Origin of the sequence: Burkholderia sp. AU33423 (assembly GCF_002223135.1) — a bacterium.
Classification (GTDB): Bacteria; Pseudomonadota; Gammaproteobacteria; order Burkholderiales; family Burkholderiaceae; genus Burkholderia; species Burkholderia lata_D.
In genome coordinates this window covers 81,456-104,487 of sequence record NZ_NKFH01000007.1, presented here as the reverse complement: position 1 = coordinate 104,487, position 23,032 = coordinate 81,456, and the positions used below count along the sequence as shown (strand labels likewise).

The 23,032-nt window shown below is 67.9% G+C and carries 22 protein-coding genes and 1 pseudogene; 18 read left to right on the top strand and 5 right to left on the bottom strand.

Going from position 1 to position 23,032, the window contains the following annotated elements:
• Positions 1–152 precede the first annotated feature (152 nt).
• Positions 153–491, top strand: a complete 339-nt coding sequence (locus tag CFB50_RS18785; RefSeq protein WP_089446844.1) for a hypothetical protein — start codon at positions 153–155, stop codon at positions 489–491.
• Positions 492–536: 45 nt separating this feature from the next.
• Here CFB50_RS18785 and CFB50_RS18780 read toward each other — a convergent pair whose 3' ends face one another.
• Complete coding sequence (locus CFB50_RS18780; protein ID WP_089446843.1) at positions 537–1,037, bottom strand: GNAT family N-acetyltransferase; 501 nt, start codon at positions 1,035–1,037, stop codon at positions 537–539.
• Positions 1,038–1,171: 134 nt separating this feature from the next.
• On the opposite strand from CFB50_RS18780, the gene CFB50_RS18775 reads away from it, so the two are divergent.
• From CFB50_RS18775 to CFB50_RS18765, 3 genes are all read left to right on the top strand, one after another.
• Complete coding sequence (locus CFB50_RS18775) at positions 1,172–1,618, top strand: PaaI family thioesterase (protein ID WP_089446842.1); 447 nt, start codon at positions 1,172–1,174, stop codon at positions 1,616–1,618.
• Positions 1,619–1,797: 179 nt separating this feature from the next.
• A complete protein-coding gene (locus tag CFB50_RS18770) occupies positions 1,798–2,535 on the top strand; it encodes a response regulator (protein ID WP_089446841.1) in 738 nt (245 codons plus the stop codon).
• Between the two features lies 1 nt (position 2,536).
• Entirely contained in the window at positions 2,537–3,622 is a 1,086-nt protein-coding gene (locus CFB50_RS18765; protein WP_089446840.1) for an ATP-binding protein, read from the top strand.
• A 39-nt stretch (positions 3,623–3,661) separates the two neighbouring features.
• On the opposite strand, the gene CFB50_RS18760 is transcribed toward CFB50_RS18765, so the two are convergent.
• Complete coding sequence (locus tag CFB50_RS18760; RefSeq protein ID WP_069250480.1) at positions 3,662–4,348, bottom strand: hypothetical protein; 687 nt, start codon at positions 4,346–4,348, stop codon at positions 3,662–3,664.
• 202 nt (positions 4,349–4,550) lie between these two features.
• On the opposite strand from CFB50_RS18760, the gene CFB50_RS18755 reads away from it, so the two are divergent.
• Positions 4,551–5,828 carry an MFS transporter gene (locus CFB50_RS18755; protein ID WP_089446839.1) on the top strand — a complete coding sequence of 426 codons (1,278 nt, stop codon included), beginning with the start codon at positions 4,551–4,553 and terminating at the stop codon, positions 5,826–5,828.
• A 336-nt stretch (positions 5,829–6,164) separates the two neighbouring features.
• Here the strand turns inward: CFB50_RS18755 and CFB50_RS18745 are convergent, their stop codons facing one another.
• Positions 6,165–7,112, bottom strand: coding sequence for a LysR family transcriptional regulator (locus tag CFB50_RS18745; RefSeq protein ID WP_089446838.1), 948 nt, complete (start codon positions 7,110–7,112; stop codon positions 6,165–6,167).
• 115 nt (positions 7,113–7,227) lie between these two features.
• On the opposite strand from CFB50_RS18745, the gene CFB50_RS18740 reads away from it, so the two are divergent.
• The 6 genes from CFB50_RS18740 to CFB50_RS18715 all read left to right on the top strand — a co-directional run bounded on the left by CFB50_RS18740 (position 7,228) and on the right by CFB50_RS18715 (position 13,825).
• Complete coding sequence (locus CFB50_RS18740; RefSeq protein WP_089446837.1) at positions 7,228–8,283, top strand: 4-hydroxythreonine-4-phosphate dehydrogenase PdxA; 1,056 nt, start codon at positions 7,228–7,230, stop codon at positions 8,281–8,283.
• Between the two features lie 67 nt (positions 8,284–8,350).
• The gene (locus CFB50_RS18735) at positions 8,351–9,523 is read left to right on the top strand and encodes an L-rhamnonate dehydratase (RefSeq protein WP_089446836.1); all 1,173 of its coding nucleotides are present in this window, start codon (positions 8,351–8,353) and stop codon (positions 9,521–9,523) included.
• An 8-nt stretch (positions 9,524–9,531) separates the two neighbouring features.
• Positions 9,532–10,449, top strand: coding sequence for a dihydrodipicolinate synthase family protein (locus CFB50_RS18730; protein ID WP_089446835.1), 918 nt, complete (start codon positions 9,532–9,534; stop codon positions 10,447–10,449).
• 122 nt (positions 10,450–10,571) lie between these two features.
• Complete coding sequence (locus tag CFB50_RS18725) at positions 10,572–11,864, top strand: MFS transporter (protein ID WP_039344369.1); 1,293 nt, start codon at positions 10,572–10,574, stop codon at positions 11,862–11,864.
• Positions 11,865–11,916: 52 nt separating this feature from the next.
• Entirely contained in the window at positions 11,917–12,864 is a 948-nt protein-coding gene (locus CFB50_RS18720) for a YncE family protein (protein WP_089446834.1), read from the top strand.
• Between the two features lies 1 nt (position 12,865).
• Positions 12,866–13,825, top strand: coding sequence for an amidohydrolase family protein (locus CFB50_RS18715; protein ID WP_089446833.1), 960 nt, complete (start codon positions 12,866–12,868; stop codon positions 13,823–13,825).
• A gap of 129 nt (positions 13,826–13,954) precedes the next feature.
• Here CFB50_RS18715 and CFB50_RS18710 read toward each other — a convergent pair whose 3' ends face one another.
• Together CFB50_RS18710 and CFB50_RS18705 are read right to left on the bottom strand one after the other, a co-directional pair.
• Positions 13,955–14,320, bottom strand: coding sequence for a DUF1493 family protein (locus tag CFB50_RS18710; RefSeq protein WP_089446832.1), 366 nt, complete (start codon positions 14,318–14,320; stop codon positions 13,955–13,957).
• Between the two features lie 3 nt (positions 14,321–14,323).
• Positions 14,324–14,770, bottom strand: a pseudogene (locus CFB50_RS18705) (STM2901 family protein).
• Between the two features lie 451 nt (positions 14,771–15,221).
• On the opposite strand from CFB50_RS18705, the gene CFB50_RS18700 reads away from it, so the two are divergent.
• From CFB50_RS18700 to xylB, 7 genes are read left to right on the top strand one after another with little or no spacing between them, the layout of a single operon-like run.
• Positions 15,222–16,487 (top strand): ABC transporter substrate-binding protein, encoded by a 1,266-nt coding sequence (locus CFB50_RS18700; RefSeq protein ID WP_373452979.1) that lies wholly within the window; start codon positions 15,222–15,224, stop codon positions 16,485–16,487.
• Positions 16,471–17,430: a carbohydrate ABC transporter permease gene (locus CFB50_RS18695; RefSeq protein WP_235986607.1), complete on the top strand. Its 960-nt coding sequence runs from the start codon at positions 16,471–16,473 to the stop codon at positions 17,428–17,430. The genes CFB50_RS18700 and CFB50_RS18695 overlap by 17 nt, the downstream gene beginning before the upstream one ends.
• Positions 17,418–18,257, top strand: a complete 840-nt coding sequence (locus tag CFB50_RS18690) for a carbohydrate ABC transporter permease (protein ID WP_089446829.1) — start codon at positions 17,418–17,420, stop codon at positions 18,255–18,257. The genes CFB50_RS18695 and CFB50_RS18690 overlap by 13 nt, the downstream gene beginning before the upstream one ends.
• A 10-nt stretch (positions 18,258–18,267) precedes the next feature.
• Positions 18,268–19,302 (top strand): NAD(P)-dependent alcohol dehydrogenase, encoded by a 1,035-nt coding sequence (locus CFB50_RS18685; protein WP_006480069.1) that lies wholly within the window; start codon positions 18,268–18,270, stop codon positions 19,300–19,302.
• A 3-nt stretch (positions 19,303–19,305) separates the two neighbouring features.
• Positions 19,306–20,499: an ABC transporter ATP-binding protein gene (locus CFB50_RS18680; RefSeq protein WP_089446828.1), complete on the top strand. Its 1,194-nt coding sequence runs from the start codon at positions 19,306–19,308 to the stop codon at positions 20,497–20,499.
• A gap of 30 nt (positions 20,500–20,529) precedes the next feature.
• The gene (locus CFB50_RS18675; protein ID WP_069250467.1) at positions 20,530–21,465 is read left to right on the top strand and encodes an AraC family transcriptional regulator; all 936 of its coding nucleotides are present in this window, start codon (positions 20,530–20,532) and stop codon (positions 21,463–21,465) included.
• Positions 21,462–22,928, top strand: a complete 1,467-nt coding sequence (gene xylB, locus CFB50_RS18670) for a xylulokinase (RefSeq protein ID WP_089446827.1) — start codon at positions 21,462–21,464, stop codon at positions 22,926–22,928. The genes CFB50_RS18675 and xylB overlap by 4 nt, the downstream gene beginning before the upstream one ends.
• Positions 22,929–23,032 lie beyond the last annotated feature (104 nt).

The window sequence follows — 23,032 nt, the reverse complement described above, 5'->3', positions numbered from 1 at the left end:
GCAGGCAGAGGCCCGCATGAAACAATGGCGACCGGCCCTGCCGGCCATACCCGAACGTGCCCATCCCGACACCGGGATGGCCGGCAGTCGATTCCCCGGCATGACGCGCACCGCGCTTCATCGATCATCATGATCCGCGAGACCCACACCCCATGACCTCCGACAGCGAAACGAAGCCGGACCAGGCGCCAGATGCGGACGGGTGGTGCAGGTTCGACGATCCGTCACGCGAGTGCGATACCCATCACGCCCGCATCCAGGCGGAACTCGAAATCGAAATCCCCCCCGAGCATCCGTTCTACCGGCGCAATCTCAAAGTGATCGCTCACGCACTGGGTTGCGACGACGTGATCTGCACCCACGTCGACGAGCCCGGCCGCTATTCGGTGCTGCATCTCACCTGGGGCGGGCGCCCCGAGATCGGCACCTGCCCCACCATCGATTTCGACGGCGACAGGCACGGTGTCGCGCAGTATTTCGACTATTCATAGGTGAGTTGCGGCGGCTTCCGTTTCCAAGGGTCGAGAAGCGGTGTGCTACCGGATCGTGCGCTGCATGACGATCACGTCGCCGGAAAACCTCGGATTCACAGTGCGACGAATCTCGTCGAAACCTTCGCGCTGCCAGAAGGCCTGGGCGCGAGGATTGGTCGAAATGACGGCCAGTTGCGCGGTGCGGTAGCCCCATTTCCTCGCCATGTCGAGGAGCAACCCCAACGCGGCCTTGCCGTAACCGCGCTGCTGATGCGCTTCCGAGAGCAACAGCAGACCGATCCACAGGCAGTCGTCGTCCGGATAGGCCCGGATGACATCCGCGCAGCCGATCATGTGCTGGTCGACGCACAACCCGAACACCGATTTGTCGGCCGCCGCCTTGGCGGCAGGCTTGCCGTCGAAAAAATCGTCGACGTCTTCCTCGGTCGGCAAACGGCCTTCGACGCATTGCGTGTACGAAGGTGCTTCAGTGAAGACACGCCAGACGTCGGCACGGTCGCTGGCCGACTCGCCGGAAAGCGGGTGAAGGATGAGCATCAGCATCGGATGGCCGCTGGAGACAGGAGAGCCGATTTTAGGGCGAACGGCTTTCCTTATGCGTTACGCCTCCGGAACACACCGCCGCCCGCTTGCACCCAGCCTCCGCGCCCGCCGCTGCCCACCCCGCTCGACACACGATGACCGACGCCCTCAACCCGAACTATTTCGAATCCGTCGCCGCCAGTTTCGACAAGCAGCACGCGATGCGTCTGATCCAGGCCAGGATGCCGCTGATCGACGTCGGACGGACCGAGATCCACGTACCGCACTGGCAGGGCATCGAGCAGCAGCACGGCTTCGTCCACGGTGGCGTGGTCGGCATGATCGCCGATTCGGCCGCCGGCTACGCGTCGATGACAACGGTGGCCGCCGATGCGTCGGTGCTGACCGTCGAATACAAGATCAACCTCGTCGCGCCTGCCGCGGGCGACAAGCTGATCGCCCGTGGCGAGGTGATCCGGCCGGGGCGAACGCTGATCGTGACCAAGGCGGAAGTCTTCGCAGTGACCGGCGACAAGGAAACGCTGTGCGCGGTCATGCAGCAAACCATCATGGTGATGCACGGGAAGAGCGATCGCGTGTGACGCGCCGGCGACATGCGACCCCGTCGAATCGCGAGTTGACCGAAAGGTTTCGGCCAGGCCCCGCCTTCGAAGCAATCCGCCGGCACACGCCGGCGCGCACCGCCGCCCGACCTCCGCTCGACGGCGTTTCCCATGCGGTAGTATGGCGACTCGATGGAAACCCCGATGGACTCACACGAATGGCCCTGCCTGATCTCCCGCCCCCTTCCAGCGCCGGCCAGGACGCCCAGGCGCTCGTCCTCATCGCAGAAGACGAACCCGAGATCGCCGAGATCCTGACCGCCTATCTCGCGCGCGGCGGCCTGCGCACCGTGCACGCGGCCGACGGCCGCCGCGCACTGGAACTGCACCTGCAGCTCAAGCCCGACCTCGTGCTGCTCGACGTGCAGATGCCGCACGTCGACGGCTGGAAGGTGCTCGCCGAAATCCGTCATCGCGGCGACACGCCCGTGATCATGCTGACCGCGCTCGACCAGGACATCGACAAGCTCACCGGCCTGCGCATCGGCGCCGACGATTACGTGGTGAAGCCGTTCAATCCCGCCGAAGTCGTCGCGCGTGCGCAGGCGGTGCTGCGCCGTTCGATGGCCGGCTCCCGCCAGGAAGAACAGCGCGTGCTGCGGGTCGCGCCGTTCGAGATCGATCTCGAACGCCATGAAGCCACGCTCGAAGTGGGCAGCGAGCGGCACACGCTCGTGCTGACGCTCACCGAGTTCAAGCTGCTCGCGCAGCTCGCGCGCGCGCCGCGGCGCGTGTTCAGCCGCGCCGAGCTGATGGCCACCTGCCTGCCGGAAGGCGACGCGCTGGAGCGCACCGTGGACAGCCACGTCAGCAAGCTGCGCAAGAAGCTGGACGACCTCGGCGTGCAGGGCGTGCCCGTCAGCGTGCGCGGCGTCGGCTACAAGCTCTGGAGTTGACGTGAAGCTCGATGGCCTGAGCCGGCAGATCGCGCTGACGATGGCCGGGATGGTGTTCGGCGTGACGCTGCTGATGGTGCTCACCGCCATCCTCTTCTACTACGTCGCGTTCAACTACTGGCCCGCGCATTTCAACACGAAGGACTGGCTGCCGACCGCGCCGGAATGGCTGTGGCTGATCGCGACCACGTCGGTCGGCCTCGTGCTGTCGGTCGCGGTCGCCGTCAATCTCGCGCGCCGCATCCTCGTGCCGCTCAATTCGGTCACGGACAGCATCCGCCGCGTCGCGCGCGGCGATCTCGGCGCGCGTGCCGTGGCAGGCGACCGCTCGCTGCATGAAGCCGCGCTGCTCGCCGACCACTTCAACGCGCTCGCCGACGAGCTGCAGCGCGTGACCAACGAACAGGCGATCTGGAATGCCGCGATCGCGCACGAGCTGCGCACGCCCGTCACGGTGCTGCGCGGGCGCCTGCAGGGGCTCGCCGAAGGCGTGTTCAAGCCCGACGAAGCGCAGTTCCGCAGCCTGCTCACGCAGGTCGAAGGGCTGACGCGGCTGATCGAGGATCTGCGCGTGGTCAGCCTCGCGGATAGCGGCCATTTGAGCATCCAGATCCGCGACGCCGACCTTGCCGCCGACGTGCGCGCCGTGGTCGACGTGTTCACCCATACGCTGCAGGCCGCCGGCCAGCAGCCGGTGCTCGATCTCGACCCGCGGCCCATGCGCTGCGACCCGGTGCGCATCCGTCAGGCGCTGCTCGCGTTGCTGGAAAACGCACGCCGCCACGCGGTGCCCGGCACGATCCGCATCCAGACGCGGATCGAAGCAGGCATGTGCCGGCTGCGCGTCGAGGACGACGGCCCCGGCATCCCGGCCGATTTCGCGCCGCACGTGTTCAAGGCCTTCCGGCGCATCGACGAGTCGCAGCCCGGCGGCAGCGGCCTCGGGCTCGCCGTCGTCGCGGCGATCGCCCATGCGCATCAGGGCGAGGCCATCTGCGTGCCGACCGGCGCGGGCGGCACGCGGTTCGAAGTACAGTGGCCCGACAACCTCGTGCCGACGCCGGACCACGCGCGCTTTCCGGCTTGAGACGTCGGCTTCACGTCGCTTTTACGTCACCTTCAACCGTCACGCGCCCGGTTCGCGCCCGACCTGTTCGAGCGGCGGGTTGAACCCGAGCACCGTGTACTCCCGGACGGACACGGTTCCTTTCCCCGCCGCGCCCTGCACGACGACCGCGCGCACCGCGCCGGCCCGGTCGAATTTCAGGCGGGTGCCGAGGGTCGCGTTGCGCAGCGCCTCCACTTCCTCGATCCGCGCGATCGCCAGCTTGCGCACCGCGCCGGACACGTACACCGGCAGGAACACCAGCGCGATGAAGATCGACACCGCGTCCTTCGAGGCGGTATCCAGCACCGGCTGACCCGACATCACGAGCGACAGCGAGGTCGCCGCGACGAAGATCGCGAGCACGGTCGCGCCCACGCCGAGCGACGAGAACCGTTCGGCCGCCTTCTTCATGCGTGCCTTCACGAGCGCGCGCGTGGTCGCGGACGGCACCAGCCATTCGCGCTGCGCGCCGTGGTATCCGGCGAAGCCGAGGAACAGCGTCGCGACGGCGCTGACGCCGATGCTGGTGTACAACGCGTCGAACAGCATGCAGATGAATTCGAGCACGAACACGATCACCGGCGGCCACAGCAGCAGACGGAACGAATAGCCGTCGCGGCCATGCCCGCGGATCCACCATTTCACCGGCGGCAGATCCCAGAAGCGGCTCTCGCGATGGAGTGAAAGTTCTTCGTCGTCGGTCAATTCTTCACCTGTGGTGCTCGGTTGCGTCGTGTGCGGCTGATGCAGATGATGCGGCTGATGCCCCTGAAACGGGAATGAATACCTGGGGTTATCGATTGATCCCAAAGATTCATTAGACAGTGTCTCCGCCGCCGCGCGATGCTGGCCCGGCCAGTGAACGCGGCGTCATTGCCACGCCGCGCACGAGAATGGAGTGAGACACATGCCTAACGACCACCGTCAACGGCGCCACACGCTGTGGCTGCTGTGCGCGCTTTCGTTCATCCTCTACGTCGACCGCGTCAACCTCGCAACCGCGGCCGGCGCGATCAAGGCCGAGCTCGGCCTGTCGAACACCGAACTCGGCGTCGCATTCTCCGCGTTCGCGTATTCGTATGCAATCTGCCAGATCGGCGGCGGCTGGATCGCCGACCGGTTCGGCGCCCGCATCACGCTGATCGGCTGCGGGCTGATCTGGGTCGTGTCGACCTTCACCACCGGCTTCGTGCACAGCCTCGGGCTGCTGTTCGCCGCGCGCCTGCTGCTCGGCATCGGCGAAGGCGCGACGCTGCCCGCCCAGGCCCGCGCGATCACCCACTGGTTCCCGCGCGAGCGGCGCGGCGTCGTGCAGGGCTTCACGCATTCGTTCTCGCGGCTCGGCAACGCGGTCACGCCGCCGATCGTCGCCGCGCTGATGACCTGGCTGTCGTGGCGCGCCGCGTTCTTCGTGATCGGCGCGGTCACGCTGGTGTGGCTCGCGTGGTGGATCGTCGGCTTCCGCGAACATCCGCTCGGCGACGAAGCCGGCAACGATCGCCCGCGCGCTGCCCGTGCCGTGCCGCCTGCCGGCCCGACGCCGTGGGGGCCGCTGTTCCGCCGGATGGCGCCGACCATCTTCGTCTACTTCTGCTACGGCTGGACCGCGTGGCTGTTCTTCACGTGGCTGCCGACGTTCTTCCTGAACGGCCAGGGCCTGAACCTGAAGTCGACCGCGCTGTTCGCATCCGGCGTGTTCTTCGCGGGCGTGGTGGGCGACACGCTCGGCGGCTGGCTGTGCGACCGGATCTACCGGAAGACCGGCAACCTCGCGCTGTCGCGCCAGAGCGCGATCGTCGCGAGCTTCGTCGGCGCGCTCGCGTGCCTGCTGCCGCTCGCGGTCGTGCATTCGACGGCCGGCGTCGCACTGTGCCTGTCGGGGTCGTTCCTGTGCCTCGAACTGACGATCGGGCCGATCTGGGCCGTGCCGAGCGACATCGCGCCAACCCACGCCGGCATCGCGAGCGGGATGATGAACGCGGGCTCCGCGATCTCGGGGATCCTGTCGCCGATCCTGTTCGGCTATCTCGTCGATCGCACGGGGAGCTGGACCGTGCCGTTCATCGGCTCGGTCGCGATGCTGCTGATCGGCATCGTCGCCGCGCTGCGGATTCGCCCGGACCGCTCGTTGGCGGAATCGATGTCGGCGCTCGCCGACGCGCCTGCGGCGCCGTCGGTGCGCTGAGGCGGTTCGCTTCGGGTTCGTCTGCCTTATCCGTCTCATAGGCGGCGCCATCGCGCTTCACTGCGTTCCGCGATGGTGGTGCATGACCGACTCGGCTTGCTCGGCCGGCTCGGTTAGCTCGGTTAGCTCGGTTAGCTCGGTTAGCTCGGTTAGCTCGGCTGATCCGGATGGCTCGGCTGGCTCGGCTGATTCGGCCGGCCCGGCTGGTTTGGCTTGCCCGGCTGATTCGGCTTGCCCGGCTGATTTGGCCTGATCGGCTGATTCGGCCACCGCGTCTGATTCGGCCAGCGCGGCCTGCGCGGCTGGCTCGGCCGCCTTGGCTGGCAAACCGCGCCGTTACTCGCCGCCGTCATCTCCGGCTCCTTCGCGATGAAACAGCGCAAGAAACTGCTGCGCGGGGATGCTCAGCGGCCGGTCGCGCCGCACGAGGCTGCCGTACGACGGCAGCTTCTGTTCGAGCGTGTAATCGACGATCGCGACGAGCCCGTGCTCCGCATTGCGCCGCGCCACCGTCAGCGGAATCACGCCGAGCATCGTCGAACGGTCGACGAGGTTCATCGTCGTCAGGATCGACCCCGTTTCGACCAGCCCGCGCGGCATCGGCTGGTGCCGCGCGCGGAACTCGCGTTCGACGACCTCGCGCGCCGGGCTGCCGGCCGGCTGCAGGATCCACGTGTAATCGAGCAGCGCGTCGAACTCCACCGGCCCCGCGCCCGCAAGCGGATGGTCGCGGCCCGCGATGATCGCGAGCGCCTCGTCGTCGACCACGCGGAAGTCGCAATCGGTCCCGACGTGGCGCCCGATCACCACTTCGAGCACGCCTTCGCGCAGCTGCGGCATCAGCCGGTCGCTCGTATCCACCGCGATGTCGATCGCCAGCAGCGGGTAACGCGCCTTCAACTGCACCAGCGCCTCGGTGAGCCGCCCCGGCGACGCCGCCATGATGCTGCCGATCGCGAGCCGCCCCGCGCTGCCGAGCTGCAGCTCGCCGAGCTCGCGATTCAGCGCCTCGACACTGCCGCGAATGCCGCGGAAATAGCCGAGCACGCGCTCGCCGGCCGGGTTCAGCACGAGCCCGCGCCCGACGCGATCGAACAGCCGCTGGCCGAGCGCGCTCTCCAGTTCGGCCAGCATCTTCGTCGCGGCCGGCTGCGTGAGGCCCATCTGGTCGGCCGCCGCGCGCAGCGTCGAGCATTCGTCCACGGCCAGCAGCAGCGCGATCTGCCGCATGCGCAGCCGGTTCAGCAGTTGCGGGGTCGAGTCTCGTCGGTCGATCGAGCCCATCTCTGATTACTCCAGGTTATCGATTCATCAAGAGTTTTCAATTTACCGACTCATTCCGTCTACCTAGCATCAACCCCATAGACAAACGGCCAAGCGCCGCCACCGGAGACACCGCATGAACACCCCCTCGCCCGCCGCCGCCCTGCCCGTCGTCGCGCTGACGCTCGGCGACCCCGCCGGCATCGGCGCCGAACTGATCGCGAAACTGCTCGCCCGCCCCGACGCCACCGCCCGCGCGAATCTCGTGCTGATCGGCGATCGCTGGCTGTGGGAAGCCGGCCAGCGCGTCGCCGGCATGACGGTCGACGTCGAACCCGTCGCATCGCTCGCCGCCGCGCGCGGCCGGCCGTCCACCGCGCGCCCCGCATTCGTCGCCCTCGACACGATCGATCCGGCCGACGTCACGGTCGGCCAGCCCGGCGCGGCCGGCGGCCGCTCGACGCTGACCGTCCTCGACCTGTGCCTCGACGCCGCGCTCGCCGGCGACATCGACGCGATCTGCTTCGCGCCGCTGAACAAGTACGCGATGAAACTCGGCGGGCTGAAGCACGAGGACGAGCTGCACCACTTCGCCGAGGCGCTCGGCGTGACCGGCTACTTCTGCGAATTCAACACGCTCGGCGAGCTGTGGACCGCGCGCATCTCGTCGCACATTCCGCTGAAGGATGCGCCGGGCTACCTGAGCATCGAGCGAATCGAACAGGCATCCGAACTGATCTACCGGTCGCTGCTCGCGAACGGTGTCGCGGCGCCGAAGGTAGCGATCGCCGCGTTCAACCCGCACGGCGGCGACGGCGGCAGCTGCGGCCGCGAGGAAATCGACATCATCGAGCCGGCCGTGCGCCGGCTGCAGTCGCGCGACTGGCCGACCGACGCGCCGTTCCACGGCCCGTTCCCCGCCGACACGATCTTCCTGAAGGCGCAGGCCGGCGACTACCAGGCGATCGTCACGATGTACCACGACCAGGGGCAGATCGCGATCAAGCTGCTCGGCTTCTCGCGCGGCGTGACGGTGCAGGGCGGGCTGCCCGTGCCGATCACGACGCCCGCGCACGGCACCGCCTACGACATCGCGGGCCGCGGCACGGCCGACGTCGGTGCGACCTGGCAGGCGCTGCAGATCGCGTGCCGGATGGGCGCCGCGCGCCGTACGCAGGCCGTTTCCGCCTGACCCGACGGCCACGCCGGCCGACCGCCTTTCAACACGAAAACATCACACCGAACTCCGGAGACACCCGATGAAGATCCGTTCCGTCCGCGCCCGCGTATTCCAGTGGAAAGGCAAGACCGTCCCGCCCCAGGGCAACTTCTGCTCGAACGCGATGGACCTGCTGTACGCGCCGCAGGAAACGATGAGCACGTTCCGCTTCCATTCGTGGACGGTCGTCGAAGTCGAGACCGACGACGGCATCGTCGGCCTCGGCAACGTCGCGCTCGCGCCGCATGTCGCGAAGGTGATCATCGACCAGTACCTCGCGCCGCTCGTGATCGGCCAGGACCCGTGGGACTACGAATACCTGAACCAGCGGATGTATCGCGCGACCCACGCATGGGGCCGCAAGGGCATCGGCATGGCGGCGATCTCGGCGGTCGACATCGCGATCTGGGACATCCTCGGCAAGAGCGTCGGCAAGCCCGTGTTCAAGCTGCTCGGCGGCCGCACCAAGGAAAGGATCCCCTGCTACTACTCGAAGCTCTACCGCACCGACCTGAAGGAGATGCAGGACGAGGCGCAGCGCTACCTGAAGGAAGGCTTCCGCGCGTTCAAGATGCGCTTCGGCTACGGGCCCGCGCACGGGCAGCAGGGCGTGACCGAGAACCTGAAGTCGGTCGCGGCGATCCGCGAGGTGATCGGCTACGACAACGACCTGATGCTCGAGTGCTACATGGGCTGGAACCTCGAATACGCGAAGCGCATCCTGCCGAAGCTCGAGAAATACCAGCCGCGCTGGCTGGAAGAACCGGTGATCGCCGACGACATCGACGGCTACGCGGAGCTGAACCAGCTCACGCGCATCCCGATCTCCGGCGGCGAACACGAGTTCTCGCTGTACGGCTTCAAGCAGCTGCTGGATCGCAAGGCCGTGTCGGTCGTCCAGTACGACACGAACCGCGTCGGCGGGATCACGATGGCGCACAAGATCAACGCGCTGTGCGAGGCGTACAGCGTGCCGGTGATTCCGCATGCGGGCCAGATGCACAACTATCACCTGACGATGAGCACGCTCGCGTCGCCGATGAGCGAGTACTTCCCGATGTTCGACGTCGAAGTCGGCAACGAGTTGTTCTATTACATCTTCGACGGCGAGCCGGTGGCCGAGAACGGCTTCGTGCAACTGCGCGACGACGTGCCGGGCCTCGGCCTCACGCTGAAGACCGAATTCCTCGACCAGTTCGACATCGTCGAGTGAGGGCCGCCATGAACGCACGCTATCAGGGCGTCTTTCCGGTTGTGCCGACGATCTTCGACGCAACCGGCGCGCTCGATCTCGACGGCCAGCGCCGCTGCCTCGAGTTCATGATCGACGCCGGCTCGCAGGGCCTCTGCATCCACGCGAACTACTCCGAGCAGTTCGCGCTCGGCGACGACGAACGCGACCTGATCACGCGCGCCACACTCGAGCACGTCGCGGGCCGCGTGCCGGTGATCGTCACGACGTCGCACTTCAGCGCGCGGATCTGCGCGGAACGTAACCGGCGCGCGCAGGCACTCGGCGCGGCGATGGTGATGGTGATGCCGCCGTATCACGGCGCGACGTTCCGCGTGCCGGAAGCGCAGGTGCGCGCGTTCTTCCGCGAAGCCGCCGACGGCCTCGACATTCCGCTGATGATCCAGGACGCGCCCGCGAGCGGCGTCGCGCTGTCCGCGCCGTTCCTTGCGTCGCTCGCCCGCGAGATCGACGCGGTGTCGTACTTCAAGATCGAGACGGCCGGCGCCGCGTCGAAGCTGCGCGAGCTGATCGCGCTCGGCGGCGACGCGATCGAGGGGCCATGGGACGGCGAGGAAGGCATCACGCTGCTCGCCGATCTCGATGCCGGCGCGACCGGCGCGATGACGGGCGGCGGCTATCCGGACGGGATTCGCCGGATCACCGACGCGTATTTCGCCGGCCGTCGCGACGAAGCCGTCGAGCAGTACGCGCGCTGGCTGCCGCTGATCAACTACGAGAACCGCCAGTCGGGCTTCCTGACCGCAAAGGCGCTGATGCGCGAAGGCGGCGTGATCGCGTGCGACGCACCGCGCGCACCGTGGCCCGAGCTACCTCCCCAGGTGCGCGCCGGATTGCTCGACGCGGCGCGGCGGCTCGATCCGCTCGTGCTGCGCTGGGGGCGCTAGGCGCGAGGCACCCGACATCGGTTCACACGTGCAACGCCGCAGGGCGTTGCGCATCGGCGCGTCACGGCGTGACAGCGGTCCACCAGAAGACCGCCGCCGCCATCACCAAGATTGGAGACACCATGACCCTGTTGAACCCGGCCACCCCGGCCTACGAAGCCGGCGAAGCCATTCCGCGCCGCCGCTGGCTGCGCGTGATCCCGCCGCTGCTGCTCGCCTGCATCATTTCGTACATGGACCGCGTGAACATCGCGTTCGCGATGCCCGGCGGGATGAACGCCGATCTCGGCATGGACGCGACGATGGCCGGCCTCGCCGGCGGCATCTTCTTCTTCGGCTACCTGTTCCTGCAGATTCCCGGCGGCCGGCGCGCGGCGCTCGGCAGCGGCAAGACCTTCATCGCATGGTCGCTCGTGAGCTGGGCCGTGCTGTCGGTGCTGACCGGGCTCGTCACGCATACCTGGCAACTGCTGACGCTGCGCTTCCTGCTCGGCGTGGCCGAAGGCGGGATGCTGCCCGTCGTGCTGACGATGGTCAGCCACTGGTTTCCCGACCGCGAACGCGGCCGCGCGAATGCGATGGTCATCATGTTCGTCCCGCTCGCCGGCATGATCACCGCGCCGCTGTCCGGCTTCATCCTCGCCGCGTACGACTGGCATCACCTGTTCTTCAGTGCGGGCGCGCTGTCGCTGCTGTGCCTCGTCGTGTGGCTGATGTTCGCCGACGACGGCCCGGAGACCGCGCGCTGGGTGTCGCCGCGCGAGAAGGCCTACATCCTCGACGCGCTGCGCGAAGAGCAGGAACGCAAGCGCGCGGCCGGCACGCCGGCTGCCGCGTCGTTCGGCGAGCTGCTGCGCAACCCGACGATCTGGCTGCTGATCGCGATCAACTTCTGCTATCAGGTCGGCATCTACGGCTATACGATGTGGTTGCCCACCCTGCTGAAAAACCTCACGCACACCGGGATGGGCAAGATCGGCCTGCTCGCGATGCTCCCGTATGTCGCGATGGTGATCGGGATGTTCGTCACGTCGTATTTGTCTGACCGAACCGGCAAGCGCCGCCTGTTCGTGCTGCTGCCGCTCGTCGGCTTCGCCGCGTGCCTCGCGCTGTCGGTGCTCACGCATGCGTCTATGGCCGTGTCGTTCGCGTTCCTGATCGGCTGCGGCTTCTTCCTGCAGGCGGCGGCCGGCGTGTTCTGGGCGATTCCGCCGAAGCTCTGCAGCGTCGAGACGGCCGGCAGCGCGCGCGGCCTGATCAACGCGCTCGGCAATCTCGGCGGCTTCTGCGGCCCGTATGCGGTCGGCGTGCTGACCCAGCACGTAAGCGCGGCGGCCGGCGTGTACAGCCTCGCGATCACGCTCGCGGTGGCCGGCCTCCTCGCGCTGACGCTGCCGAAACGCTGCGAGGACTGAAAACGGATACACGAATACGCAGGCTTGCTGACGAATCGACGGAGACCCCACCATGAACGACATCCTGTTGCTGGTGCAGAAATGCGCCCACACCTTCAGCTTCTACGACCTCGACACGAAAACCGCGCTCAAGCACGTCGTACTGCCGAACTTCCCGCACGAGTTCACCGTCGACGTGAACGAGCGCTTTGCGTACGTCGGCATCTTCGGGATCGAGACCGCGTGGTCGCGCGGCCATGACGGCGATCACCGGATCGCGGAGATCGATCTCGTCGAACGCACGCACACGCGCATGCTCGACCTGTGGCCGTACTACCGGCCGCATGGGATGGCGAGCGACCGAGACGGCCGGCTGTATGCGATGAGCGAGGCGCACGACATGCTGCTCGTGTTCGACGAGCCGACCCGACAGCCCGTGCCGAACATGGCCGTGCCGTCCGGCGGCGTGAAGACGCACCTCGTCACGCTCACGCGCGATGCAAGCCGCGCGTACGGCGTGCACCTGCTGTCGAATACGGTCACGCAATTCCATCCGCGTGACGCGACGGTCGCGCCGCGCGCGGTGATGCCCGGCCCGCGCCCCGAAGGCAATGCGCTGTCGAGCGACGAACGCACGCTGTTCGTCGCGAATCGCGGCGACGATACGCTGGTCGAGATCGACACCGACACGATGACCTGCGGCCGCCGCGTGAAGACGCGTAGCGATCCGAACCGGATCTACCGCACGAGCGCGCCCGACGGCCGCGACCTGCTGCTGCTGACCAATTCGGGCGAGCGGTCGATCTCCGTGTTCGATGCGCGGCAGCTCGAGGAGATCGAACGCATCGCGCTGCCGGCGAACCCGACCGCGCTGTCGTTTCATCCGTCGCGGCGCGTCGCGTACGTGTCGTTCCAGGACGACTACGTGCGCAAGCTCGATCTCGATACGTGGCGTTTCGTCGGCGCATTGGCGACGCTGCGCGAGCCCGATGCGTCGTACGTGCTCGCCGGCGCGCGCTGACATGCACGACGCGTCGTCGCTCGACGGCATGCAGGATGCGCTCGTCGATGCGCATCACCACCTGTGGCGGCTCGATGCCGGTGCGCACTATCCGTGGCTGCAGGAGGACTACGATCCGGCGCGCTTCATGTTCGGCGACTATACGGCGCTGTGCAGCGACTTCGGGGTGGACGAGCTCCGGCACGCAGTGCAAGGTGCACCGATCGTCGCGAGCGTGCATGTCGAGGCCGAGCGGGCGCACGACGAGGCGCTGGCGGAAACGCGCTGGCTGCATGAAGTCGCGGAGTCGTACGGGTTGCCGTCGGCGGTCGTCGCGTGGGTCGACCTGCTCGCGGGTGACGCGGATGAGCGGCTTGCCGAGCAGACCGCGTGGCCGCGCGTGCGTGGCGTGCGCTTCAAGCCCCGTACGGCCGCCGCGCCGGATGCGTCCGTCGACGGGCCGGGCACGCTGCGCGATCCGCGCTGGCCGGCCGCGCTGGAACGCCTCGCCGCGCATGGGCTGTGCTGGGATCTGCGCGTGCCGTTCTGGCATCTCGAGGAGGCGGCTTCGATGCTCGCCGGTGCACCGGATGTCGACGTCGTGCTCGAACATGCGGGGCTGCCGTGGGATCGCTCGGATGCAGGGCTCGCGCACTGGCGGCGCGGCATGGAGGCGCTTGCCGCCCTGCCACGCGTCACCGTGAAGATCTCCGAACTCGGCTTGCGCGATGCAGAGTGGAACGACGCTGAGAACGCGCGGATCATCCGCGATACGATCGCGATCTTCGGCGCGCGGCGCTGCCTGTTCGCCAGCAACTTTCCGGTGGCCGGGCTGCGTGTGTCGTATCCGGCGCTGCTGCGCACGTTTGCTCGTGCGATGACACATCTCGACGACGCCGCGCGCCGCGCGATCTGGCATGACAACGCAGTGCGGGTGTACCGGATCGCGCTCGACACGCAGCAAAGGCCGGCACGCGGATGAAGCCGCGCGCGATACATGCACCGGCTCAAGCGCGATAAATCGGTAGGCAGCAAAATTTGGCGTGGCGTAATCGTATTTTCGCCAGTTAAAAGGGCCGGTCAGTGCATCGACCAGCCCGGCCATATACGATCACTGCCCCGCGGCAGCCTCGATCGCGTCCGTGTCCCACTTCCCACGTCGCGTTGCCTCGGCCAGCATCCCCAAGGTCAGAGGCCGCCGTTCCGGGTGCCGGAGGCGCTTGACGAACAGCCCGATAAGTGACGACAGCAGTTCCTGACCTTCGGGGCCAAAATAGCGCCGGTACGGGAATCCCTGGGCGTCGACGCCGAATGTCTCTGCCCACCTGTCGATGAATTCCACCCCATCGAGGCCCGTGACGCCGAGATCCTGCTCAAGCCGGGATTCCGGCTGCAAGTTCAGCTTGCCGCCGAGCAGCGGCCGACCGAGTTCTTCGCGTGTGAAGGCTTCCAGGCGTTCCCAGGTATCGTCTTTCATGGTTCAGAGCACCCGGTCCTCGGGCTTTACGATTCGGTTGTAGGTCGACACGGTGTTGCGCATGATCAGGTAGGCGTCGCGAGCCAGAAACACCTCACCCAGAAACACCTCACCCACGACGGGGACCGCCCGACCGACCCACGCGCCGAGGCGGCGAGTGAAGGCGATCCGAATACCGGACAACCCGACACCCGTGATCATCGGCAGGCGAAACGGCAACGTTTGAGGAAACAACTTCCGAGCGGCAACGGAGGCGACGGACGTGCCCGGCGTAGCGCCTGCGAACTTGCCCGGGACTGGGACGTCAGCCTGACCGAGAAGCATCGCTGACGCAGCGGCCAGATCGTCCAGGCCGAGCTGCTTGCGTGTCTCGTCGAACGCGACCAAGGCAAAGATGTCGACGGGCCGTAAATCCTGTCAGGTGCCGTAGTTGTACCTGTTTTCGCTCATTCATTTTTCTCCTGATCCGGCAAGGACGCTGCTCTCTCAGCGGGTGCCCCCTGCGAAGGCGACACTTTACCGCATCGCCTGGAACAGCCCGGCCGGCGCAGGTGCGCATGGCAGCCGCCATCTGCTCGTACTCGCCGAACGGGAAAGCGACGCCGTAGCCCGCGGCCTGCCAGTAACCCGGATCGCGGCAGAAAAGCGCGTGCGGCCGGTCGTAGCGGCTGATGCAGTCACGCCACGACACGCGGATAGCTCGAGCCGTCCCGCCCCTCCCGCCGGCCGGATGCCCCACTCCACCACCACATTTTGTGCATCGCACGACCAACCCTGAGCAAAAAGTATCGGTTGGCGTTTTCTTTTGATGTGGTGCCCGCATCGCCCCCGTCTCACCATTGTTCCTGCCGTCATCGACGGCATTCGAACAAGCAGAATCAAGGAGACACGGGTGAACAAGATGCGAATCGTCGCAGCCGGCTTGCTGCTCGGCGCCTGTCTGCCGGGCGTCGCGGCCGCGCAAACCTGCAAGGTGCCGACCCTTCGGGTGCTCGCGCAGAAGAGTCTCGGCCTGTCGGTCATGGAGAAATCGCTGGCCGACTACGAGAAGAAGAGCGGCACCAAGGTCGAGATCAGCTATTTCGGCGAGAACGACCGCCGCGCGAAATCGCGGCTCGACGCGTCGACCGGCGCGGGTTCCTACCAGATCTACTACGTCGATGAGGCGAATGTCGCCGAATTCGCGTCGGCCAACTGGATCGTGCCGCTCCTCAAGTACTACCCGAAGGAATACGACTACGACGACTTCCTGCCCGGCCGCCGCGCGGTCGCGAGCTACAACGGCGTCGCGTACTTCGCGCCGCTGATCGGTGGCGGTGACTTCCTGTTCTACCGCCGCGACATCCTCGACGCCGCGCACATCCCGGTGCCGAAGACGCTCGACCAGCTCGTCGCCGCGATCAGGAAGCTCAACGCGCCGCCGAAGCTCTACGGCTGGGTCGCGCGCGGCCAGCGCGGCTCGGGGATGAACGTGTGGCGCTGGTCGCCGTTCATGCTCGGGATGGGCGGCGCCTGGACCGACAAGGGCGGCCAGCCCGCGTTCAATTCGCCGGCCGCCGTGAAGGCCACGCAGCTCTACAGCGACCTGTTCAAGTTCGCGCCGCCGGGCGCGGCGACCTACGACTGGAGCAACGCGCTCGAAGCGTTCCGCTCGGGCAAGGTCGCGTTCATGATCGAATCGACGCCGTTCGCGGACTGGATGGAGGATGCGAGCAAGTCGAGCGTGGCCGGCAAGGTCGGCTACACGCGCCCGCCCGCGCCGCTGCCGTCGGCCGCGTACGGCCACGGCTTCGCGATCTCGGCGGTCGGCGCGAAGGACAACTGCACGCGGCTGGCCGCCGGCCGCTTCATCGCGTGGGCGACCAGCAAGGACCAGGAGCAGGCGCGGCTGCGCAACGGCGTGTTCAGCGACTACAACCGGTCGAGCACGATCGCGAGCCCGTATTTCAAGCAGCACGTCGCGCCGCAGATCCAGGCCGGGCTGAACGACACCAACCCGGTCACGCAGGTGACGATCTGGCGCACGCCGCAGTGGCCGGATATCGGCGACAACCTCGGCATCGCGCTCGAGCAGGTGTTCACCGGCACGCAGACGGACGTGCGCGGCACGCTCGACGACGCAGACCAGTACGCGAAGGACGCGCTCGAACATGTCGCTCGCAAATGACGGCGCCGGCGGACGCGCGCTCGGCGTCCGTCCGGCCCCTTCCCCATCTTCCGCCCGGCGCGGCCGCGCGCGCCGCGACCGCACGAGCCTGCCGTGGGTGTTCCTCGCGCCGACGCTCGCGCTGCTCGCGGTCCTGAGCCTCGTCCCGACGGTCGCCGCGATCAACCTCGCGCTGCGCAACCGCGTGCTGCGCTATCCGGACAGCGAATACGTCGGCCTGCGCAACTTCATCCGGCTCGCCTCCGACCGGCGCTTCCTGAACGCGATCGAAGTGTCGGTGCTGTGGGAAGTCGTCACGGTGGCCGGCGCGGTGCTGGTCGGGATCGCGCTGGCCGTATTCCTGTTCGAGCGTGTGCACGGCCGCTGGCGCCGCCTCGCATCGCTGGTGCTGATCATGCCGGTGCTGCTGCCGCGCGTATCGGCCGCGTTCATCTGGAAGTTCATGTACGCGCCGCTCACCGGCATCCTGAGCTGGTTGCTCGGCATGCTCGGGATCGAGAACACCGCGTTCCTCGCCGATCCGCATCTCGCGCTGTACGCGGTCGCGCTGGTCGACGTGTGGCAATGGGGGCTGTTCTTCGCGGTCGTGATCCTGAAGCTGCTGGAGACGCTGCCGCCCGAGCCGCTCGAAGCCGCGCGGCTCGACTACGCGACGACGTGGCAAGTGCATGCATACATCGCGCTGCCGATGCTGAAGGCGCCGCTCGTGAGCCTCGTGTTCATCAAGATGGTCGAGTCGCTGCGCTCGTTCGACCTGATCTACGTGATGACCAAGGGCGGCCCCGGCATCGCGACCGAGACGCTCGACCTGTACGCGTACCAGCAGGGCATCGGCCTCGCCGGCAAGGTGTCCTATGCGTCGGGCATGGCCGTGCTGATGATGGTCGCGACCACGCTCGTCTTCACGCTCATCTGGAAGAGGGTCAACAAATGGGACGACTGATGGCCCGCCGCGGCACCGCCGCGACCGTTTCGAACCTGTCGACCGTCATGATCGCCGGCGCGATCCTGCTCGTCGCCGCGTTCCCGCTGTTCTGGGCCGTGCTCAATTCGCTCAAGCACCTGCTCGACATCGTCACGCCCACGCCGCGCTTCATCTTCACGCCGACGCTCGCGAACTACGAGCAGGTGCTGTCGAGCCTCGAGGTGCTGATCGGGCTCGGCAACAGCATCGCGATCGTCGGCGCGGCCGTGCTGATCGGCGCGGTGCTCGGCGTGCCGGCCGCGTATGCGATCGCGCGTTACCCGATACGCGGCAAGCGCGACATCCAGTTCTTCCTGCTGTCGCTGCGCTTCCTGCCGCCGGTCGCGGTCGCGCTGCCGCTGATCGCGATCTGGGTCGATCTCGGGCTGTACGACACGAAGCTGTCGATGATCGTCACGTACCTGCTCGTCACGCTGTCGACCATCACGTGGCTGTCGATCCCCGTGTTCCGCCGGCTGCCGCGCGAGATCGAGGAAGCCGCCGCGCTCGATGGCTACGGCCCGTACGCGGTGTTCTGGCATATAGCGCTGCCGGTGTGCGCGAGCACGCTGCTCGGCGGCATCGTGTTCAGCTTCGTGCTGGTGTGGAACGAACTGATGATCGCGCTCGCGCTCACGTCGTCGCGCAGCGCGACGCTGCCGGTGGTCGCGTCCGCGTTCACGTCGCTCGGCCAGGAAGTGCCGTGGGGCGTGATCAACGCGTCGACGGTGCTGCTCGCGCTGCCGCCGCTCGTCTTCGTCGGCATGCTGAGCCGCCTGCTCAATTCGATGGTCAAGGGAAAATAAGGAGAACACGTTGAAAGCACTCGTACTCGAACGCACGCGCGAGCTCGCGCTGCGCGATATCGACCTGCCGCAAGCGGTCGGCCCCGGCGACGTCCGGATCAAGGTGCATACCGTCGGCGTCTGCGGCAGCGACGTGCATTACTACGTTCACGGCGGGATCGGCCCGTTCCGCGTCGACGCGCCGATGGTGCTCGGCCATGAAGCATCCGGCACCGTCGTCGAGACCGGCGCCGGCGTCACGCACCTGCGCGTCGGCGACCGCGTGTGCATGGAGCCCGGCGTGCCGCGCCTCGATTCGCCCGCGACGCTGCGCGGGCTCTACAACCTCGATCCCGACGTGCGCTTCTGGGCGACACCGCCCATCCACGGCTGCCTGACGCCGTTCGTCGTGCATCCGGCCGCGTTCACGTATCGGCTACCGGACAACGTGTCGTTCGCCGAAGGCGCGATCGTCGAGCCGCTGTCGATCGGCCTGCAGGCCGCGAAGAAGGCCGCGATGAAGCCGGGCGACCTCGCGGTCGTGATCGGCGCCGGCACGATCGGCGCGATGACGGCACTTGCCGCGCTCGCCGGCGGCGCCGCGCGCGTGATCCTCGCGGACGTCGTGCCCGACAAGCTCGCGCTGTTCGCCGGCAACCCGGCCGTCACGACCGTCGACGTGCGGACGCGGCCGCTGGCCGACGCGGTGGCCGAAGCCTCCGGCGGCTGGGGCGCGGACGTCGTGTTCGAGGCGAGCGGCAGCGCGAACGCGTATGCGGGCCTCGTCGACCTGATGTGCCCGGGCGGCTGCGCGGTGCTGATCGGGATGCCGGTCGCCCCGGTGCCGCTCGACGTGGTCGCGCTGCAGGCGAAGGAAGGCCGCATCGAATCGGTGTTCCGCTACGCGAACATCTTTCCGCGCGCGCTCGCGCTGATCGCGTCCGGCGCAATCGACGTGAAGCCGTTCATCTCGCGCACGTTCCCGTTTTCCGAAGGCGTGCGCGCGTTCGAGGAAGCGGCGAGCGGCCACCCGCGCGACGTCAAGATTCAGATCGAAATGGATTGAGCCATGGCCCAGATCACCTGCAAGGCTTTGTCGAAGCACTACGACGGCGGCCCCGCCGTGCTGCACCCGCTCGACCTCGAGATCGCCGACGGCGAATTCATCGTGCTGCTCGGCCCGTCCGGCTGCGGCAAGTCGACGATGCTGCGAATGATCGCCGGCCTCGAGGCGATCACCGGCGGCGAGCTCGTGATCGGCGACGCGGTCGTCAACGACCTGCCGTCGCGCGAGCGCAATGTCGCAATGGTGTTCCAGAACTACGCGTTGTATCCGCACATGACGGTGTACGACAACATCGCGTTCGGCCTGCGGCGCCTGAAGGTGCCGGCCGACGAGATCGACCGCCGCGTGCGCGACGTCGCACGCATCCTGAGCCTCGACGCGCTGCTCGACCGCCGCCCGCGCGCGATGTCGGGCGGCCAGCAGCAGCGCGCGGCGATCGCGCGCGCGATGATCAAGACGCCGGCCGTGTTCCTGTTCGACGAGCCGCTGTCGAACCTCGACGCGAAGCTGCGCACGCAGTTGCGCGGCGACATCAAGCGGCTGCATCGGCGGCTGAAAACGACCACGCTGTACGTCACGCACGACCAGCTCGAGGCGATGACGCTGGCCGACCGCGTCGTGCTGATGCGCGGCGGCCACATCGAGCAGATCGGCACGCCGGCCGAGCTGTACGGGCAACCGCACACGGTGTTCGCCGCCGGCTTCGTCGGCACTCCGGCGATGAACTTCGCGGACGGCACGATCGAGCGCCTCGGCGCGAACGTGCTGCTCGACTGCAACGGCGCGCGCTGGCCGCTCGCGTCGCCGCGCTTCGCCCGGCTGCACGACGGCCAGCAGGTGAAAGTCGCGATCCGCCCGAACCACCTGCGGCTCGTCACCGAACCGGATCCGACCCCGGGCACGCTCGCGCTGACCGGCACGGTCGAACTCGTCGAGCTGCTCGGCGCCGAGGCGCTCGTCACGCTGGACTGGAGCGGCCAGCCGTGCGCGGCCCTCGTGCCGGCCCCGATGGCCCCGGCGCCGGGGGCCGTGGTAGCGTTCCGCTTCGACGAAGAAGCCCTGCATCTGTTCGACGCCGGCACCGAGCGCAACGTCACGCTGCCGGACGCGAACCCGATCGCGCACGCGGCGCCGCCGGCGGCCGCGACGCGCACCACGCCGCCCGCCGCGACGGGCTGGTCGATGTCCCGTTCGTAGCACGCCGGCACGCCCCCGACGGAGCACACGATGAACCCGGATCTCGAGATCGTTCCCACCCACCGCGACGAATCGTTCCGCGCGTGGATCCACGACTATCCGCACTCGGTCGCGAAGTGGCACTTTCATCCCGAGTACGAGATCCATCTGATCCAGTCGTCGCACGGCAAGATGTTCGTGGGCGATCACATCGGCGATTTCGGCCCCGGCAACCTGATCGTCACCGGGCCGAACCTGCCGCACAACTGGGTCAGCGAACTCGCCGACGGCGAACGCGTGCCGTCGCGCGACGTCGTGCTGCAGTTCTCGCGCGACGCGATCGAGAAGATGGTCGGCGCGTTCAGCGAGCTGCAGCCTGTGATCGAGCTGATCGACGATGCGGCGCGCGGCGTGCAGTTTCCCGACCGCGTCGGCCGCGACGTCGCGCCGCTGATGCTCGAACTCGCGAACGCGCACGGCTGCCGGCGCGTCGAGATCCTGATGTCGCTGTTCGACCGGCTGTCGTCGTGCCGCGAGCGGCGCGTGCTCGCCGGCCCCGGCTACCGCAGCGACGCGCAGCACTACATGTCGTCGACCATCAACCAGGTGCTGTCGTACCTGCAGCAGAACCTGCCCGGCATGCTGCGCGAGACCGATGTCGCCGCGTTCGCCGGGATGAGCGTCAGCACCTTCACGCGGTTTTTCCGCCGCCATACCGGCTCGTCGTTCGTGCGCTACCTGAACCGGCTGCGCATCAACGAGGCCTGCGAGCTGCTGATGTTTTCCGACCTGACGGTGACCGACATCTGCTACCGGGTTGGCTTCAACAACCTGTCGAATTTCAACCGTCAGTTTCTCGCGATGAAGCAGGTGCCGCCGTCGAGGTTCCGCGCGCTGCACCGGCTCAACGAACCGCACGGCCGCGACGACGCGCCGCCGCTTCGGCGTGCGCCGCCGCGCGCCCCAGACAGGATGCTTCACACGTGACATTTCTCGGCATCGATCTCGGTACGTCCGAGGTCAAGGTACTCCTCACCGATTCCCGTTCGGTCCCGCTCGCGACCGGCTCGGCCGCGCTGTCGATCAGCCGCCCGCATCCGCACTGGTCGGAACAAAGCCCGCAGGCGTGGTGGCACGCGATGCTCGATGCGATCGCGGCGGTGCGCGCCGCGCATCCTGCCGGCTTCGCCGCGCTGCGCGGCATCGCGCTCTCGGGGCAGATGCACGGCGCGACGCTGATCGATCGCGCGGACCAGGTGCTGCGCCCCGCGATCCTGTGGAACGACACGCGCGCCGGCACCGAATGCGTCGAACTCGAAGCGCTGGTGCCGGAATCGCGTGCGATCACCGGCAACATGGCGATGCCCGGCTTCACCGCGCCGAAGCTGCTGTGGCTCGCGAAATACGAGCCCGCCGTGTTCCGCGCGGTGCACAAGGTGCTGCTGCCGAAGGACTACCTGATCTGGCGCCTGTCCGGCGAATTCGTGTCCGACATGTCCGATGCGTCGGGCACGCTGTGGCTCGACTGCGCGCGCCGCGACTGGTCCGACCGGATGCTCGCCGCGACCGAGCTGTCGCGTGCGCAAATGCCGCGCCTCGTCGAAGGCAATGCTCCGGCCGCGCAGCTGCGCGACACGCTGCGGCGCGAATGGGGCATCGCGGGGCCCGTGACGATCGCCGGCGGCGCCGGCGACAACGCGGCGTCGGCGATCGGCATGGGCGTCACGGGTGCCGGCAGCGGCTTCCTGTCGCTCGGCACGTCGGGCGTGCTGTTCGCCGGCAACGACCGCTTCGCGCCGAACCCGGATGCGGCCGTGCACGCGTTCTGCCACTGCGTCGAAGGGCGCTGGCACCAGATGAGCGTGATCCTGTCCGCTGCGGCGAGCCTCGACTGGCTCGCCCGCGCGCACGGCACCACCGCGGGCGAGCTGGCCGCGCGCGCCGAACGCGCGGCGCCGGTGCGTGCGCCGCTGTTCCTGCCGTATCTCGGTGGCGAACGCACGCCGCACAACGACGCGCATGCGCGCGGCGTGTTCTTCGGGCTGTCCAACGAGCACGCCGCGGACGACCTCGCGTATGCGGTGATGGAAGGCGTCGCGTTCGCGATGGCCGACGGCTACGACGCGCTGCGCGCGGCCGGCACGACGCTCGACGCGGTGTCGTTCATCGGCGGTGGTTCGAAGAGCGCGTTCTGGGCGCGGCTGTGCGCGAATGCGACCGGGCTCGCGATGCAGCGCCATGCGGACGGCGCGGTCGGGGCTGCACTGGGTGCCGCGCGGCTTGCACGCCTCGCCGCGACGGACGACACGCTCGCGGAAGTCTGCGTCGCGCCGCCCGTCACGGAGACGGTCGCGCCTGATGCTGCGACGGCCGATCTGCTGGCGGGGCGGCTGGCGCGCTATCGGCGGCTGTATCACGCGCTGCGCGACGAGTTCGCGGCCGCCGACTGACGCGCGGCGCGGCCTGTGTCTTCATCAATTCGCGCGCGATCGCGCTTGACCCGGCCCTTGGGATCGCCTTTATGCTGGTCGTCACGAATCGACGACCCGAAGGT

Excerpts from the sequence above, each read along its gene's own strand:
- CFB50_RS18785 (WP_089446844.1), top strand. The coding sequence starts at position 153 with ATGACCTCCGACAGCGAAACGAAGCCGGACCAGGCGCCAGATGCGGAC.
- CFB50_RS18780 (WP_089446843.1), bottom strand. The coding sequence starts at position 1,037 with ATGCTGATGCTCATCCTTCACCCGCTTTCCGGCGAGTCGGCCAGCGAC.
- CFB50_RS18775 (WP_089446842.1), top strand. The coding sequence starts at position 1,172 with ATGACCGACGCCCTCAACCCGAACTATTTCGAATCCGTCGCCGCCAGT.
- CFB50_RS18770 (WP_089446841.1), top strand. The coding sequence starts at position 1,798 with ATGGCCCTGCCTGATCTCCCGCCCCCTTCCAGCGCCGGCCAGGACGCC.
- CFB50_RS18755 (WP_089446839.1), top strand. The coding sequence starts at position 4,551 with ATGCCTAACGACCACCGTCAACGGCGCCACACGCTGTGGCTGCTGTGC.
- CFB50_RS18745 (WP_089446838.1), bottom strand. The coding sequence starts at position 7,112 with ATGGGCTCGATCGACCGACGAGACTCGACCCCGCAACTGCTGAACCGG.
- CFB50_RS18740 (WP_089446837.1), top strand. The coding sequence starts at position 7,228 with ATGAACACCCCCTCGCCCGCCGCCGCCCTGCCCGTCGTCGCGCTGACG.
- CFB50_RS18735 (WP_089446836.1), top strand. The coding sequence starts at position 8,351 with ATGAAGATCCGTTCCGTCCGCGCCCGCGTATTCCAGTGGAAAGGCAAG.
- CFB50_RS18730 (WP_089446835.1), top strand. The coding sequence starts at position 9,532 with ATGAACGCACGCTATCAGGGCGTCTTTCCGGTTGTGCCGACGATCTTC.
- CFB50_RS18725 (WP_039344369.1), top strand. The coding sequence starts at position 10,572 with ATGACCCTGTTGAACCCGGCCACCCCGGCCTACGAAGCCGGCGAAGCC.
- CFB50_RS18720 (WP_089446834.1), top strand. The coding sequence starts at position 11,917 with ATGAACGACATCCTGTTGCTGGTGCAGAAATGCGCCCACACCTTCAGC.
- CFB50_RS18715 (WP_089446833.1), top strand. The coding sequence starts at position 12,866 with ATGCACGACGCGTCGTCGCTCGACGGCATGCAGGATGCGCTCGTCGAT.
- CFB50_RS18710 (WP_089446832.1), bottom strand. The coding sequence starts at position 14,320 with ATGAAAGACGATACCTGGGAACGCCTGGAAGCCTTCACACGCGAAGAA.
- CFB50_RS18700 (WP_373452979.1), top strand. The coding sequence starts at position 15,222 with ATGCGAATCGTCGCAGCCGGCTTGCTGCTCGGCGCCTGTCTGCCGGGC.
- CFB50_RS18695 (WP_235986607.1), top strand. The coding sequence starts at position 16,471 with ATGTCGCTCGCAAATGACGGCGCCGGCGGACGCGCGCTCGGCGTCCGT.
- CFB50_RS18690 (WP_089446829.1), top strand. The coding sequence starts at position 17,418 with ATGGGACGACTGATGGCCCGCCGCGGCACCGCCGCGACCGTTTCGAAC.
- CFB50_RS18680 (WP_089446828.1), top strand. The coding sequence starts at position 19,306 with ATGGCCCAGATCACCTGCAAGGCTTTGTCGAAGCACTACGACGGCGGC.
- CFB50_RS18675 (WP_069250467.1), top strand. The coding sequence starts at position 20,530 with ATGAACCCGGATCTCGAGATCGTTCCCACCCACCGCGACGAATCGTTC.